Annotated in this window: 16 protein-coding genes; 6 read left to right on the plus strand and 10 right to left on the minus strand. The window is 63.4% G+C overall.

Translation table 11 applies throughout. From position 1 onward, the window contains the following. Window positions 1-7 precede the first annotated feature (7 nt). Window positions 8-1,675 (minus strand): tetratricopeptide repeat-containing sulfotransferase family protein, encoded by a 1,668-nt coding sequence (locus tag KJP30_RS07975; protein WP_218448514.1) that lies wholly within the window; start codon window positions 1,673-1,675, stop codon window positions 8-10. A 186-nt stretch (window positions 1,676-1,861) separates the two neighbouring features. On the opposite strand from KJP30_RS07975, the gene KJP30_RS07980 reads away from it, so the two are divergent. The 3 genes from KJP30_RS07980 to KJP30_RS07990 all read left to right on the plus strand — a co-directional run bounded on the left by KJP30_RS07980 (window position 1,862) and on the right by KJP30_RS07990 (window position 4,924). Then, on the plus strand, window positions 1,862-2,482 hold the full coding sequence (locus KJP30_RS07980) for a hypothetical protein (protein ID WP_218448515.1): 621 nt from the start codon (window positions 1,862-1,864) through the stop codon (window positions 2,480-2,482). Window positions 2,483-2,599: 117 nt separating this feature from the next. After that, a complete protein-coding gene (gene lepA, locus KJP30_RS07985) occupies window positions 2,600-4,405 on the plus strand; it encodes a translation elongation factor 4 (RefSeq protein ID WP_218448516.1) in 1,806 nt (601 codons plus the stop codon). Window positions 4,406-4,609: 204 nt separating this feature from the next. Then, complete coding sequence (locus KJP30_RS07990; protein WP_218448517.1) at window positions 4,610-4,924, plus strand: hypothetical protein; 315 nt, start codon at window positions 4,610-4,612, stop codon at window positions 4,922-4,924. 21 nt (window positions 4,925-4,945) lie between these two features. On the opposite strand, the gene KJP30_RS07995 is transcribed toward KJP30_RS07990, so the two are convergent. Then, complete coding sequence (locus KJP30_RS07995; protein ID WP_218448518.1) at window positions 4,946-5,224, minus strand: hypothetical protein; 279 nt, start codon at window positions 5,222-5,224, stop codon at window positions 4,946-4,948. Window positions 5,225-5,323: 99 nt separating this feature from the next. Beyond that, window positions 5,324-6,190, minus strand: a complete 867-nt coding sequence (locus KJP30_RS08000; RefSeq protein ID WP_218448519.1) for a DUF1353 domain-containing protein — start codon at window positions 6,188-6,190, stop codon at window positions 5,324-5,326. A gap of 142 nt (window positions 6,191-6,332) precedes the next feature. On the opposite strand from KJP30_RS08000, the gene KJP30_RS08005 reads away from it, so the two are divergent. Then, on the plus strand, window positions 6,333-6,512 hold the full coding sequence (locus tag KJP30_RS08005) for a CTP synthetase (protein WP_218448520.1): 180 nt from the start codon (window positions 6,333-6,335) through the stop codon (window positions 6,510-6,512). Here KJP30_RS08005 and KJP30_RS08010 read toward each other — a convergent pair. Further along, complete coding sequence (locus KJP30_RS08010) at window positions 6,503-6,952, minus strand: low molecular weight protein-tyrosine-phosphatase (protein ID WP_218448521.1); 450 nt, start codon at window positions 6,950-6,952, stop codon at window positions 6,503-6,505. The two genes, KJP30_RS08005 and KJP30_RS08010, sit on opposite strands and share 10 nt — an antisense overlap. A 45-nt stretch (window positions 6,953-6,997) precedes the next feature. On the opposite strand from KJP30_RS08010, the gene KJP30_RS08015 reads away from it, so the two are divergent. Next, window positions 6,998-7,690, plus strand: a complete 693-nt coding sequence (locus KJP30_RS08015) for an NAD-dependent deacylase (protein WP_218448522.1) — start codon at window positions 6,998-7,000, stop codon at window positions 7,688-7,690. A gap of 53 nt (window positions 7,691-7,743) precedes the next feature. Here the strand turns inward: KJP30_RS08015 and KJP30_RS08020 are convergent, their stop codons facing one another. The 4 genes from KJP30_RS08020 to meaB form a co-directional block, all read right to left on the minus strand. Further along, the gene (locus KJP30_RS08020; protein ID WP_218448523.1) at window positions 7,744-8,229 is read right to left on the minus strand and encodes a copper chaperone PCu(A)C; all 486 of its coding nucleotides are present in this window, start codon (window positions 8,227-8,229) and stop codon (window positions 7,744-7,746) included. A gap of 39 nt (window positions 8,230-8,268) precedes the next feature. Next, a complete protein-coding gene (locus KJP30_RS08025; RefSeq protein ID WP_218448524.1) occupies window positions 8,269-8,616 on the minus strand; it encodes a hypothetical protein in 348 nt (115 codons plus the stop codon). A gap of 105 nt (window positions 8,617-8,721) precedes the next feature. After that, window positions 8,722-9,009, minus strand: a complete 288-nt coding sequence (gene rpmB / locus KJP30_RS08030; RefSeq protein ID WP_218448525.1) for a 50S ribosomal protein L28 — start codon at window positions 9,007-9,009, stop codon at window positions 8,722-8,724. Between the two features lie 264 nt (window positions 9,010-9,273). Continuing rightward, the gene (gene meaB / locus KJP30_RS08035) at window positions 9,274-10,254 is read right to left on the minus strand and encodes a methylmalonyl Co-A mutase-associated GTPase MeaB (RefSeq protein WP_218448526.1); all 981 of its coding nucleotides are present in this window, start codon (window positions 10,252-10,254) and stop codon (window positions 9,274-9,276) included. Between the two features lie 106 nt (window positions 10,255-10,360). On the opposite strand from meaB, the gene hrpB reads away from it, so the two are divergent. Continuing rightward, window positions 10,361-12,817, plus strand: a complete 2,457-nt coding sequence (gene hrpB / locus KJP30_RS08040; protein ID WP_218448527.1) for an ATP-dependent helicase HrpB — start codon at window positions 10,361-10,363, stop codon at window positions 12,815-12,817. Window positions 12,818-12,892: 75 nt separating this feature from the next. Here hrpB and argF read toward each other — a convergent pair whose 3' ends face one another. Continuing rightward, window positions 12,893-13,819 (minus strand): ornithine carbamoyltransferase, encoded by a 927-nt coding sequence (gene argF / locus KJP30_RS08045; protein WP_218448528.1) that lies wholly within the window; start codon window positions 13,817-13,819, stop codon window positions 12,893-12,895. Between the two features lie 69 nt (window positions 13,820-13,888). Next, a complete protein-coding gene (locus KJP30_RS08050) occupies window positions 13,889-15,064 on the minus strand; it encodes an aspartate aminotransferase family protein (RefSeq protein ID WP_218448529.1) in 1,176 nt (391 codons plus the stop codon). Between the last annotated feature and the right edge of the window lie 217 nt (window positions 15,065-15,281).

The following is a 15,281-nucleotide window of genomic DNA, read 5'->3' on the forward strand; positions in this document are numbered from 1 at the left end:
CGCCGCTTCAAGAAACCTCGTGCAAACGGCCAAAGGCCTCGGCCACCCATGGCGCATAGGGGGGCCAGCCATCCTTGCGCGCCTTGTAGAGCGGTTGCCGCACCTGCCCGGCCGAGGCCGTATGCACCCGCCGCCGGTTGTCCTGAGGCGCAAGACAGGCATCGTCCCACGCAAGCCCGAGTTCCGAAATCAGCGCCTGTATTTCCTGCGTCGGGGCTTCGGTCAGACCGCCATAATCCAACCGCTGCACACGCCCCGGCCAATCCGCCTCACATCGCGCGGTCCAGTCTTGATACAGCCCGTAATAGGCCACGACATCCTCCAGATCATAGCAATAGCCCAGCGATTGCGCGGTAAAATACTGCCGCAGGTTGGACCAGCAGACCGAGACCGCATCCCGAACCACATGGACGATCCGCGCCTCGGGGAAGGCCGCGCAGATCAGCGGCAGGAAACAGAAGTTATGCGGCATCTTGTCGGTGACATAGCGCGCGCCCCCGGACAGTTCCGCAAGCCGCGACAGATAGGTGTCCCGCAGGTCCTGCAAGGCCTCTGGCGTCACGGGATCGCCGGTCAGGAACCGCCGGGCCAGATCGGCAAGGTAAGGCAGTTCGCCACCCCCGGCCACGTCGCGATGCGCCGAGATGATCTGTTCTGTCACGGTTGTGCCGGATCGCGGCATTCCAAGGATAAAGATCGGCACCACCGGGGGCGAAGGAACCTCGCACAGCGCCGGCACCTCCAGATCCGCAAGCCTTTCAAACAGCGCATCATCCTGCGCGATATCATAGCCCATCATTGCCTTGCGCAGGGCGTTGCCCTCTTCAAGAAAAGGCCATGCACGGTCGGGCTGCCCCAGTTTGTCATAGGCGTCGAAGAGGCCAAAACAGATGCGCGCCCGATCCATTGGCGACTGCGCCGGGTCGTCGTACAGGGCGCGCATCTGGCGCAAATGGGCATCCGCGCCGTCCCACCGTTTGATCGCTGCAAGGTTGCGATGCGCCTCGGCGAAAGCGGGCGCAATCGCGACCGCACGCCGATAGCTTTCCTCTGCCTTGGCAAAATCGCCTTGTTCATAGGCCGCCACGCCAAGAATGTTGTGGGCCACGGCAACATCGGGCGAGGCCGCGATCACCTCATCGCACAGGCCGGCAGCCTCTGGCAGATTGCCCCGATCCGCCAGAACGGCCGCCAGTTCCATCTTTGCCCCCAAATGCGCGGGGGCCAGGCGCAAGGCGGTGCGGGCGGCGCTTTCGGCCTCTTCCATGCGACCCGTAGCGCGCAGGGCGACGGAATGATTGACCCACGCTTCGGGCAGGTCCGGGCGCAGTTCCGCGGCGCGCGCCAGCGATTGCTCTGCCTCGGCAAAGGCACCAAGCTCCAGCAAAACGCCGCCGTGGATTTGCCACAGAACATAGCTTTCGGGATAGACGGGCAACAGCCGCCCCGCCTCTTCGGCAACCAGAACCGTATGCCCGGCCTTGTGAGCCTTGACCAAGAGGTCCAGCACCTCTTGCGGTGGAGCATGTTCGGGCAGGCGCGCAATCAAGGTCCGCGCCTTGGCATTGCCGGGATACCGCGCCAGCACATCGCGGCACAATGCGCGCGCCTGCCCGGCATCCCCCTTGCGTTCATGTGCCCTGGCCCGCGCCAGCGTGGTTTCGACCCTCGCCATATCCTGCCCCCGTTTTTATCCGCGGGGACATTAGGCGCATCAAGGTAAACGGTGGGTTTCCGAATGCGCAACCGACAGCGCGCGCCTGTTGCCATGACCCCACAACTGCACAGATGCCACAAATCCCGCCATTGCCCTGCGGCACCTGATTTGCAAGGCAGCCCACGGTCAGAAAAGGAACGGCTCATGTCTTGGTCCGCCCGCCTGTTTTTGCTTGCCGGTTTCGTCGCGCTCGTCGGCTGTGACGTCAGCGGCGGAGATCTGGAACGCGCAAGGATGAGCTTTGGCGTCAGTGATCCGCGACCGGCGGCCTTTCAGATCTGCGGCAGTCACAACTGCAACAAGCGCGTTCCCGTGTCGCTGGCACCGGCGGAATGGAGGCAGGCGAAAGCCCCGCTTGCCTCATTTCCCCGTTCTGCCAAGGCTGAGCGCCGCGCCCTGGCAGAAACCCTGCGCCGGCTTGAGGTCATCGTCGGCCACAAGACCGGCTACGACAGCGACAAGGCCGGTTCGACGCTGCAACTGGGCGTCAAGGCACAGGATTGCGTCGACGAGATGGTGAACACCGCTGTCTATCTCAAAATGCTGGACGACGCGGGCCTGTTGCGCTTTCACCGCCCCGGACAGCGCGTCACCCTCGGCTTTATGACCCGCGAATTCTGGACACACACGGTGGCATCTATCTTTCAGACAGACACCGGTCAGGAATTCATCGTCGAAACCTGGGCCGTGGATTTCGGCGAAACACCTTACATCATGGACCGCAAGGCCTGGGCGGCAAACGAACCACTCCGGCGCGAGTTCTGAACCGGTCCCGCCACCGCCCAAGGCCCGCCCTCATCGCGCAGTGATGATTGCCGCGTCATACCGGCAAACCTCCATGCCCACTTGACCAAACCCCTATTCCGCAGCATATCGCGGGACATGAGCACACCCCTTTCGCACATCCGCAACTTCTCGATCGTCGCCCATATCGACCACGGGAAATCCACCCTGGCCGACCGGCTGATCCAGTCCACGAACACCGTGTCCGACCGCGACATGAAAGAGCAGCTGCTCGACGCGATGGATATCGAACGGGAACGCGGCATCACGATCAAAGCCAACACCGTCCGCATCGACTACACGGCGCAGGACGGTGAAAAATATGTGCTCAACCTGATCGACACCCCCGGGCACGTCGACTTTGCCTACGAGGTTTCCCGCTCGATGCGTGCGGTCGAAGGTTCGCTGCTGGTGGTCGACGCCTCCCAAGGGGTCGAGGCGCAGACGCTGGCCAACGTTTATACCGCTATCGAGGCGGACCACGAGATCGTTCCGGTGCTCAACAAGGTCGACCTCCCCGCCGCCGAACCCGAACGCGTGGCCGAACAGATCGAGGATGTGATCGGCATTGACGCCTCGGACGCCTGCCTGATCTCGGCCAAGACCGGTATCGGCATCCCGGACGTGCTCGAAGCTATCGTCAAGCGTCTGCCCCCGCCTCACGGCGGCGACCGTGACGCGCCGCTCAAGGCGATGCTGGTCGACTCGTGGTATGATCCCTACCTTGGCGTTGTCGTCCTTGTGCGCATCATGGACGGCGTGCTGAAGAAGGGCGACAACATCCGCATGATGCAGACCGGCGCGAAATACGGCGTCGACCGCATCGGCGTCTTCCGCCCCGCCATGCAGAATGTCGACGAGCTTGGCCCGGGTGAGATCGGATTTCTCACCGCCTCGATCAAACAGGTGCGCGACACCAAGGTCGGCGACACGATCACCCACGACAAGAAACCCTGCGAAAAGCCGCTGCCGGGCTTCAAACCCTCGATCCCGGTTGTGTTCTGCGGGCTCTTCCCGGTCGATTCCGCGGAATTCGAAGACCTGCGCGACGCGATCGAGAAACTGGCGCTGAACGACGCCTCTTTCAGCTACGAGATGGAAACAAGCGCCGCCCTTGGTTTCGGCTTCCGCTGCGGTTTCCTCGGCCTGCTGCACCTTGAGGTGATCCGCGACCGGATCGAACGCGAATATGACATCGAGCTGATCACAACCGCGCCCAGCGTGATCTATCACGTCTTCATGCGCGATGGCGAAAAGATCGACCTGCACAACCCGGCAGACATGCCGGACCCGTCCAAGATCGAACGTATCGAAGAACCCCGCATCAAGGCGACGATCCTTGTGCCGGACGAATACCTTGGCGACGTTCTGAAGCTCTGTCAGGATCGCCGTGGCATCCAGATGGACCTGACCTATGCAGGCACGCGTGCCATGGCGGTCTATGACCTGCCGCTGAACGAGGTGGTCTTTGATTTCTACGACCGTCTGAAATCTGTCACCAAAGGTTATGCGTCCTTCGACTACCAACTCGAAGGCTACCGCGAGGACAACCTCGTCAAGATGCAGATCCTTGTGAACGACGAACCTGTGGACGCGCTGTCGATGATGGTCCACCGCGACCGGGCCGAGATGCGTGGACGCGCCATGTGCGCCAAGCTCAAGGACCTGATCCCGCGCCAGATGTTCAAGATCCCGATTCAGGCGGCCATCGGCGGCAAGGTCATCGCACGTGAGACCCTGTCCGCCCTACGCAAGGACGTGACCGCAAAATGCTACGGCGGCGACGCGACGCGTAAGAAAAAGCTGCTGGAAAAGCAGAAAGCGGGCAAAAAGAAGATGCGCCAGTTCGGCAAGGTCGAGATTCCGCAAGAAGCGTTTATCTCGGCACTCAAGATGGATGAGTGAGCACCGATCGACCTTGGTTTATCCGGTAAAGGTAAAGGTAAAGGTTGGGGCCTTCGTGCCACAACCTTGCTGCCCGCCAGCCTGAAGACAGCCACCGTCCAAGCCCTGGGCGTAAATTCCATCGAACTGCGCCCCAAGGGGCGAAACCAAACGGACGCTTTGCCGCTTTGCGCCCCGTGGGCAAGCGACTAATCTCCCGGCCTCATGCACCTGATCCGACTCGCCATATGCCTTGCCGCCCTGCCCGCTGCACTTGTCGCGCAGGAACCGGGTGAGTGTATTGGCCATGACCTGAACAGCCCCCAGCAGGGGATCGCCCTGCTGTCGCCAACCCACACGTGGACGCTCTACAACCTTGGGCCGGGGCAGGTTCAGATCCGGGCCAGCAACGGTGCCACCCTGCCCGGCCCCGCCCCCAGCAGCGAACCCAGCCCCGTGCCGTTTCAAGGCGAAGTCGGCGTGAGCTATGAACTCTCGCTGGCTGCACCGGGGTTGACCATCGTCTACGTCTGCCCCTGATCGGTCACGGGATCGGCCGCTTTAGGCGGGCGCACCACGCGCCGCCTCGGGGTGCTCTTTCAGGAAGTGATGCAAGACCCCGTACAGGTCTTTTGCGTGTTCCTTGTCGCCCCGGTGCAGCGCCTCGCGGATGTCCTCACAGATCATCTGCTGGACCTTCGCCGCGCCGTGGTGTTGCTGCATGAGGTATTCGGCAAGACATGACGCATTGACCTCGGGCAGGTGGTCATGTTCGGCGACCGCCTCGATCTCGTCGCGTGTCAGGCAGGTCATGTCCTCGATATCGTCCAGCGTGATCATATGCTCCTCCGGGATCGTCTGGGATCGCCGAAGCCTATCGCGCCGCGCGGCAAACGACCTTGATCCGGATCATCCCCCGCGCCGCTATCTCCTGCCTGCTCAGGGGCTGGTCAAACCCGCCGCCGGATCAGTCAGACCGCCCGTCATTCCCGGGTCGACGAAGGAATAACCATAGTCGCCATAGCCGTATTCCTCATAGGCCGCATCGACGTAATCGTCGTTCAGCGCGTTGGGGAAGGTCGCCTGCACCAGTTGCGCCTCTACCACGCGGAGGTATCGGATCAGACGAGGCAACGGCGGACGCGTCCCCTCGATATAGCTTTTGACGCGGCGCATCGCGGCCTGTTTCTCGCGGACCGGAACACGGTCCATCGGGTTGACGTAGGCGACACCGCGCCCGCCTCCCTGCCCCTGCGTCGACACCACCCCGCCGGTCGGATCCTTCCAGCGGGGGCCGCCCAGCCAAACCGCGGCGAACATGATCTTGGCGCGGATCTCGGGCGTGCCGCCGACGATCAGCCCGTCATAGAACATGACGTGCACGTCCTCCCACTTGGCGCGGTGGTACATCGGGCCGTCCTCGTTGCCGATGCCGCAATAGGCATCATGCACGGCGGCGGCATTGATGAACTCGGGCGAAGTGGGGTCCCCGACAATACTGACAAAGATCTTGGGGATCGAGGCCCCGTCGGTCAGCGTCCGCGGCGGAGCGTTCCATTGCCCGCCTTTGGCATCGACAAAGTTCAGCGGTTCAGCCGTCGGAAAGAACTTGTACGGGCGCTTGGGGATCTCGACGGGTTCGTCCAGCACCCGCAAGGGGGACTGACTGAAAACGCAGCCGCCCTTTGGCTGCGTCAGACAAGAGATTTCGGGCGCATCGGCGCGGCTGCTTTGGGCGATATAGGTCGTGGGATCACAGGCCGCCAAGGCAAGGGCGCATACGGAAAGGAAAGCAAATTTGCGCATGGTCTATCCAGTTGGGTGAAATTTCTTGCCGCGAAAATAGCGGGAATCGCCCGGCCCGATCAAGCGGCGGCTGACCCAGATCAAGGATAACGCATGCGCCTGAGCCTATGTGTCGCGCAAACCAGCACCGCCGGAGACCATCATGTTTCGACTCGCCAGCCTGTTCTATTCGTTGATTTCGACCTCGCTGGCCGGAACATTCATCATCATAGTGCTGGTGGCGGGGTTCGGCACGCTGACACCGATCCTCATCGCTGCCGCCACAGGGTTCGTGGCCGCCGCCCCTTTGGCCTGGCTTCTGGCGCGGCGGCTTTACAACTGATCCAGCAAGCCGTCCGCACAGCGTTCGATCAGATCAAGCGTTCCGTCGAAATCGCGCGTGTAATAGGGATCGGGCACATGGGTCGCACCAGTATCCGGCGCAAAATCCGTCATCAGGCATAGCCCTGCTTGGCCCGTCCCGGCGGCTAGATCCTTCAGGTCGTCCAGGTTCTGACCGTCCATCGCCACGATCAGATCAAACCGGTTGAAATCCTCGATCGTAACCTGCCGCGCTCTCAGGTCCGACATTTCGTACCCGCGCGCCCTCGCCGCCTTTTGCATCGCACCGTAGGGCGGTTCTCCGACATGCCATGCACCAGTGCCGGCGCTGTCAAGGTGCAGGTCCAGCCCCCGCGCACGGGCCTTGGCGCGCACGACGGCTTGGGCAGAAGGAGAGCGGCAGATATTGCCGAGACAGACAAAGAGGATACGATGGCGCATGACCGGGTCCTAGCGGCCAGAAGGGAACAGGGCAAGGATCGACACATGGGCGACAAGATCGTCATCCTCACCGGCGCTGGCCTGTCCGCAGAAAGCGGGCTGGGCACATTCCGGGACGAAGGCGGGCTGTGGGCGCGGCACCGGATCGAAGACGTGGCGACGCCCGAAGGCTTTGCCCGCGATCCCGCACTGGTCCACGGGTTCTACAACGCGCGGCGCAAGCAGGCGGCTGCGGCCACCCCCAACGCCGCCCACATGGCGCTGGCACGCCTGCAAAAGGACTGGCCCGGAGAGGTGATCCTTGTGACCCAGAACGTTGACGGCCTGCATGAGAAGGCGGGCGCAAAGGCGATGCACATGCACGGCATCCTCGCGGGCGCGCTCTGCGCGGCTTGCGACCATCGCTGGACCGCACCGCAAGAGATGCAGCCGGGCGACCTCTGCCCGGCCTGCAAGGCCGCCGCAACCCGCCCGGATGTGGTCTGGTTCGGAGAAATCCCCTACCACATGGAGGAGATCGCCGATCACCTTCATGAATGCACGATCTTTGCCGCTATCGGAACCTCTGGCCAAGTCTATCCCGCCGCGGGTTTCGTGGTCGAGGCGGCGATGGCGGGGGCGGAAACCGTGGAACTGAACCTGGAGCGCACCGAGGTTTCGCGCGCGTTCAGCCAGCATCATATTGGCCCGGCTTCGGATGTGGTGCCGCGCTGGGTGGACAGCCTGCTGCACCGCTAGGCCCCATTGCGCTTTGGGGGCAGGCAATCCTGCCCGCCCCCCCGGCACGTGGTTCAGTTGGTGGCACCCATTCCGTGGCCCATGCCATGCCCCATGCCATGCATCGGCTTACGCTCGAGATCGACGGGGATGTCGACAACCATCTCGCCCGCTTTTTCAAAGGTCAGGGTGACAGACACGGTGTCGCCCTGCGCCATCGGCCCTTTCAGTCCCATGAACATGACGTGGTCGCCGCCGCGTTGCAGCGCATGGGTCCCACCGGCGGGCACGGCAAAGCCTTCCTTGACTTCCATCATGCGCATCACGCCTTCCCCCATGTCCTTGTGGGTGTGCAACTCGACACGCACCGCCACGTCCGAGCTTACGGCGATCAGGCGGTCGTCCTCGTCGCCCGTGTTCTCGATCACCATGAAGGCCGCGCCTGCCTTGGCCGCCGGGCCCGAGCTGCGCGCATAGGCATCCGTGATGATGATTTCAGCAAAGGCAGGGTTTGCAAGCACCAGCGCACATGCACCGGCAAAGAGGGTTTTCAGGGTCATTCTCTTGTCCTCAAGTATCTCTGTCAGTTTTCGTTTCTGTCAGAGAGAGGCAGGAGGCCCCCGCGCCCAAGTGTGCATGACCGCCGCGCGCGCCTGTACCGGGCGTGCCTGCGGCCAATCCACGGCCCGCCATGTCACGGCAATCGCCGCAGGAAGATCCGTTTCGCCTGTCTCGACAAACAGCGCCAATGCCGCGTCCGGGCAGATATGTGGCTGTTCGACGGGCTGGCCCTCGGCGTCCACCAGAATGGTGGCCACTGTCAGGCCCTTGCAGATGACAATGCTGCCCGCCGGACCGGTCTGGCCGCGTGCGTGCGCCGCCGACAGGCCCGTGACGGCCAGAACGACCGCAAGGAAAATACCTATGAACCCGCGAAACACCTGCATCGTCAGGCAGATATATCCACACTGTTGGCCCGGCCCAAAGCGACAAAAGGAAACAGCCCCGCGGCGCAAGCCGCGGGGCTGTCATCACTGTCCCTCAAAAGGCGATCAGGCTTCGGCCTGTGCCTTCATGATTTCTTTCTTGACCTTCAGCGCGCGGTCCGACAGTTCCACGTCTTTTGCCTTGGCAAGGAACTTGTCCAGACCGCCACGGTGATCGACCGAACGCAGAGCATGCGCCGAAATGCGCAGCTTGATGCCACGACCCAGCGTTTCCGACTGCAGGGTCACATCATTCAGGTTCGGCAGGTAACGCCGCTTGGTCTTGTTGTTGGCGTGGCTGACATTGTTGCCAACCATCGGGCCTTTACCGGTCAGTTCGCAAACACGCGACATGGTTTCGTCCTCATTGTCTCGGGGCCGGGACCATGCCCCACCCGCCAATATCAAAGGGCGCCGCCCGTTTTGGTTATTCGGGGGGCGCCCGGAATCTGGTCTGACGGTGCATATGCAGATGCGCAGGGTTCGTCAAGTCCTTCGCAACACTGTTGGCGCAAACCGCACCAGCGCTGCAAAAACGCCGGGTTCGCCGGGGTTTTGAGGGCATCACGGCGCGTCCTGCACACCCCCGTTTCACAGTTGCCCGCCGAATCGACCCGATCAGCTCATTTGCAGGTGATCGCGCAGGAACTCTTCGGCGGCAGCGGACGGGGTCAGGGCACCGTCCTCCACCTGTCCGGCCAGCGACAGCATCGCCCCGCGGGCAGGTTCGCGCGCCAATCGTGCCAACAGGCGCTCGCGCACCTCTGCCTCGAACCAATAGCGTGCCTGCGCTGCGCGGCGCGCATCCAGATGTCCGTTGGACCGGCGCCAATCAGACAGCGCCGTCATTTCGTCCCACGCTTTTGCCAGCCCGGCCTCTTCCAATGCCGAAACCGTCATCGCCTTAGGGAAGCCTTCGGGATCCTGGGGCCGCTTGCGCAGCAGGCGCAACGCCCCGGCATAATCCGCACAGGTCCGGATTGCGGTTGTCTTCAGGTCGCCGTCGGCCTTGTTGATCAGCAGGATGTCGGCCATTTCCATGATGCCGCGCTTGACGCCTTGCAATTCGTCGCCGCCCGCCGGGGCCAGCAACAGCAGGAACAAGTCGGTCATTTCGGCCACCATGGTTTCGGACTGGCCGACCCCCACGGTTTCCACCAGCACCACGTCAAAGCCCGCCGCCTCGCAAAGGTCGATGGCCTCACGCGTTCTGCGCGCCACACCACCCAACTGCGATTGCGAAGGCGACGGACGGATAAAGGCATTGCGGTCCCGCGACAGCCGCTCCATCCGTGTCTTGTCGCCAAGGATTGACCCGCCCGACCGGGCCGAGGACGGATCGACCGCCAGAACCGCCACCTTGAGGCCCTGCGCCGTCAGCATCATGCCAAAGCTCTCGATAAAGGTGGACTTGCCCACTCCCGGCGTTCCGGACAGCCCGATGCGCAGCGCTTGCCGCCCGTGCCCCTTCAACCGTTCCAGCAGCGTCAAGGCCTGCGCACGGTGATCCGCACGACCGCTTTCCACCAGCGTGATCGCGCGGGCCAGCGCCCGCCGTTCGCCCGCCAGAATGCGGGTTCTGAGATCTTCGATATCCATGGCCGCTTTCATCCCGCGCCCCCGCGCAAAAGTCCAGACCGACAGCTTGCGTCACATGGCGCAGGCGACCTTTCCAAGCTCGGTTGCATTGCGCATAAGGCCCCACATGCATCTGCCAATTGACGACGCCCTTCCGGAACTGATCTCTGCTCTGCGCGCCAAGGGGCGTGCCGTTCTGCAAGCGCCCCCCGGTGCGGGCAAGACCACCCGCGTGCCGCTGGCCCTTTTGGATGCCGGCCTGACCGCTGGCCGCATCGTGATGCTGGAACCCCGCCGCCTTGCGGCGCGGGCCGCGGCACAGCGTTTGGCCGAACAACTCGGAGAAGAGCCGGGGCAGACCGTGGGCTACCGAATTCGCGGCGACTCGAAGGTTTCGAAACAAACCCGGATCGAGGTTGTCACCGAGGGCATTCTGACCCGCATGATCCAGTCCGACCCGGAACTGACCGGCGTGGGCGCGGTGCTTTTCGACGAATTCCACGAACGCTCGCTGAATGCCGATCTGGGGCTTGCGCTTTGTCTTGAGATCGCCGGGGCCCTGCGGGACGATCTGCTGTTGCTCGCCATGTCCGCGACACTGGATGCGGGGCCGGTCGCCGACCTCATGCACGCGCCCGTCGTCACCTCTGAAGGTCGCGCCTTTCCGGTCGAGACACGCTGGCTAGATCAACCGTTGCCCAAACGCCAACGGTTCGAAGACAGCATGGCCCAGTTGATCCTCAACGCGCACGACCAAACCCAAGGCGGCATCCTCGCCTTTCTGCCCGGCGAAGGAGAGATCCGCAGGACCGAGGCCCTGCTGCGGCCCAAACTGCCCGCCGACACCCACCTGCGGCCCCTGTTCGGCGCCATGGACCTAAGCGCCCAGCGTGCCGCGATCCGGCCGGAAAGCGCGGGTCGCAAGCTGGTTCTGGCCACCTCCATCGCCGAAACCTCGCTCACCATCGAGGATATTCGCGTTGTCGTGGACGGCGGCAAGGCGCGCCGCGCCCGGTTCGATCCCGGTTCGGGGATGTCCCGGCTTGTGACAGAACGTGTCACCCGCGCCGAGGCCACTCAGCGCGCGGGGCGTGCCGGACGGGTGGCCCCGGGGGTTGCCTTCAGACTTTGGACGAAAGGTGAGGAAGGGGCGCTAAGCCCTTATCCGCCCGCGGAAATCGAATCCGCCGACCTGTCTTCCCTTGCGCTCGAACTGGCGCTTTGGGGGGCCGATCCCGTGCAACTTCCCTTCCTGACGCCGCCGCCCGAAGGCGCTTTTGCCGAGGCACAGGCGCTTTTGCGGATGTTGGGTGCATTGGATCGCGAAAACCGGATTACAGCGCACGGGCGGGCGCTTTCCAAGGCTCCGCTGCACCCACGCCTTTCACATATGCTGACAATTTCCGGGCCAAATGCCGCCAATCTCGCCGCGCTCTTGTCTGATCGCGATCCACTCACAGGGGCGCCCACGGATCTGCTCCTCAGGCTTGATGCTCTGGCCGATCCGCGCCGATTTTCCGAACGAAATAGCGCGCAGATTAACCGAGCGGCCCTTGAAAGGATCCGGACAGAGGCAAAACGCCTGGCACAGAACGCGAGAAATTCCTCGCAACAGCCTTTAAAGCAAACAAAATTCACCCCAGCGGAATTGGCCGCCCAAGCCTATCCCGACCGGATCGGCCTGCGCCGCAAAGGCGACGCGGCGCGCTATCAGCTTTCCGGCGGCAAAGGCGCGGTGATGCAGGATCACGATCCACTTGCGGGGGAACGCCTGATCGTCGTCACCGATACCGACGGCAACCCGCGCGAAGCGAAGATCCGTCAGGCGCTGGCCATTTCACTTGCCGAGTTGCGCCATCTCTTTGCGGACCAGATCAACTGGCACGATGTCTGCGAATGGTCCCGCCGCGACCGTCGCGTGGTGGCCCGGCAGCAGGAAAGGCTGGGCGCTATCGCGCTGGATGACCGCATCTGGAAAGAGGTTCCCGGGGATGTCGTCGCCCGCGCCATGCTGGATGGCGTCCGCGATCTGGGGATCACCCTGTCCGACGCGGCGCGCCGCTTTGTGGCACGTGTTGATCTGGCCCGCGACGCGGGTCAGGACCTGCCCGACATGTCCGCCGAGGCGCTGCTGGACGGGATCGAGGTCTGGCTGCTGCCCTATCTCAATGGCGTGAAAACCGCCGCCGACTGGAAACGGTTCGACCTGCTGCCCGCCCTACGCGCCCGGCTGGACTGGAACCAGATGCAGGCGCTGGATACCGCGGTGCCCGCGCATTTCACCACGCCGCTGGGGCGCCAGATCCCCATCGACTATTCCGGCGATCACCCGGAGATCAGCCTTCGCCTGCAAGAGATGTTCGGCCAGAAAACCCATCCGCTGGTGGGCAAGACGCCGCTTAGGGTGACGCTGTTGTCGCCCGCGCAACGCCCGGTCCAGACCACGATGGACCTGCCGGGCTTCTGGTCCGGATCCTACGCGGATGTGCGCAAGGATATGCGCGCGCGTTATCCAAAGCACCCCTGGCCCGAAGATCCGACAGAGGCCGACCCCACCCTGCGCGCCAAGCCGCGCGGCACCTGATCCACAGGAGTGGCTGGAGGGTGGGCCGCTGACGCGCGCAGGCGCGTCAGTCAGGGCGCAGGTGAATGCCCGCCCTCAGACGCCCAGACACCAGCGCATGATGGCTTTCTGCGCGTGCAGACGGTTCTCGGCCTCATCCCAGATGACCGAATTCGGCCCGTCCATCACCTCGGAGGTCACTTCCTCTTCGCGGTGCGCCGGCAGGCAGTGCATGAACAGCGCATCGGGTTTGGCCGCTTCCATCAGGCGTTTGTTCACCTGGTAGGGCCGCAGCATGTTGTGACGCCGCTCCCGCGCCGATTGCGCGTCATGCATCGACACCCAAGTATCCGCCACAATCAGATCCGCACCCTCGACTGCCTTCATCGGGTCACGCTCGATCATGATCTCGGCGCCCTGCCCGCGCGCCCAGCCGACGAACTCCATTTCCGGGTCAAGCTGCACCGGCCCCGAAAAGGTCAGGTCGAAACCGAACTGCCCGGCGGCATGCAGGAAAGAGGCGCAGACATTGTTGCCATCGCCGCACCAGACCACCTTCTTGCCCGCGATGGGGCCGCGATGCTCTTCGAAAGTCTGCACATCGGCCATGATCTGGCAGGGGTGCGTCCGGTCCGTCAGCCCGTTGATGACCGGCACGCTGGCATATTCCGCCATTTCTTCGAGCACGGATTCGTCAAAGGTCCGGATCATGATCAGATCGACGTAGCGCGACAGCACGCGCGCGGTATCGGCAATGGTTTCGCCATGCCCCAGTTGCATGTCCTGCCCGGACAGCACCATCGTCTGCCCGCCCATCTGGCGCACGCCCACATCAAAGCTCACCCGTGTCCGGGTCGAGGGCTTTTCAAAGATCAGCGCAACCATGCGCCCGTCCAGCGGCAGCTCATCATCGGCCGCACCGCGCGGACGCCCTGCGCGGGCCTCCTTCATCACCTTGGCGTTGTCGATGATGGACCGCAGTGCCTGTTTGTCCGTCTTGTGGATATCGAGAAAATGATTCATCGCAGTTTTCTTCTTCTTTGTGCCGGAGGCCGGGCAGAACGCCCCTGCCCCCGGGTGTCTTTCCGGGCGTCAGGCAGCTGTGACTGCCGTCGCGGCCGCATCAAGACGCTTCAGCGCCTCGTCGATTTCGTCTTCGGTGATGTTCAGCGGCGGCAGCAGGCGGATGATATTATCCGCCGCGGGCACCGTGATGACCTCGGCGGCATAGCCTGCCTTGACCACGTCCACGTTGGGCGTTTTGCATTTCAGCCCCAGCATCAGGCCGGTGCCCCGCACGCTTTCGAAGACATCCGGATGCGCGGCCACGAGGCCTTCGAGCTTTTGGCGCAGCAGGCCGGCGCGGGCGCGCACATCGTCAAGGAACGCGTTGTCCGAAACGATATCCAGCACCGCCTTGCCTACGGCACAGCCCAGCGGGTTGCCGCCATAGGTCGACCCATGCGTGCCCGCGACCATGCCGCTGGCCGCGTCTTCGGTGGCCAGCACGGCACCAAGGGGAAAGCCGCCGCCGATGCCCTTGGCCGCCATCATGATGTCCGGTGTGACCCCGGCCCATTCGTGGGCAAACAGCCGCCCGGTCCGGCCCACGCCGCATTGCACCTCGTCAAGGATCAGCAGCAGGCCCTTTTCATCGCAAAGGTCACGGAGCCCCTTCAGGCATTGATCCGGCAGGGCGCGAATGCCGCCCTCGCCCTGAACCGGCTCAATCAGGATCGCGCCGATGGTGTCGTCGATCGCCGCGTGCAGCGCGTCGTGATCGCCCCATGGCAAGGTCTTGAACCCCGCCAGAACCGGCCCGAAGCCTTTGACCATCTTCTCGGCCCCCGAGGCCGCGATGGCTGCCGAGGAACGCCCGTGAAAACAGCCTTCGAAGGTCAGGATGCCGGTCTTTTCCGGCTGTCCTTTCTCGTACCAGTATTTCCGCGCCATCTTGACGGCCAGTTCGCAGGCCTCGGTGCCCGAGTTGGTAAAGAACACCGTGTCGGCAAAGGTGGTCTCGACCAGCTTGTCGGCCAGCGCCTGCTGTTGCGGGATCTCGTAGAGGTTCGAGACATGCCACAGCTTGTTCGCCTGCTCTGTCAGCACCTCGACCAATTTCGGATGGGCATGGCCCAGCGCGTTCACCGCGATGCCGCTGCCAAGGTCCAGGAATCGGCGGCCATCCTCCTCGATCAGCCAGCAGCCTTCGCCCTTCACGAAATGCAGGGGCGCGCGGTTGTAGGTCGGCAGAACGGAGGGGATCATTGTCGCTGTCCTCGTAGGAATTGAGGCCCGATTGGTTGCAAGGCAGGAATGCCAAGTCAAGTCAGGCCATGTTTTGAAGGAGAAAAAGACGCAAACCGGGTGGCAAGAAGGCCCCCAGCGGGAAAAGAGCTCAGGCTCGTCGGTTCTTGGAACGTTGCGTCATGGCTGCGCTCATACAGCAATTGCACCGCAAGGCAAGCCCCGCTTGATCGGCCGT

This window comes from Antarctobacter sediminis, assembly GCF_019218285.1.
Taxonomy (GTDB): domain Bacteria; phylum Pseudomonadota; class Alphaproteobacteria; order Rhodobacterales; family Rhodobacteraceae; genus Antarctobacter; species Antarctobacter sediminis.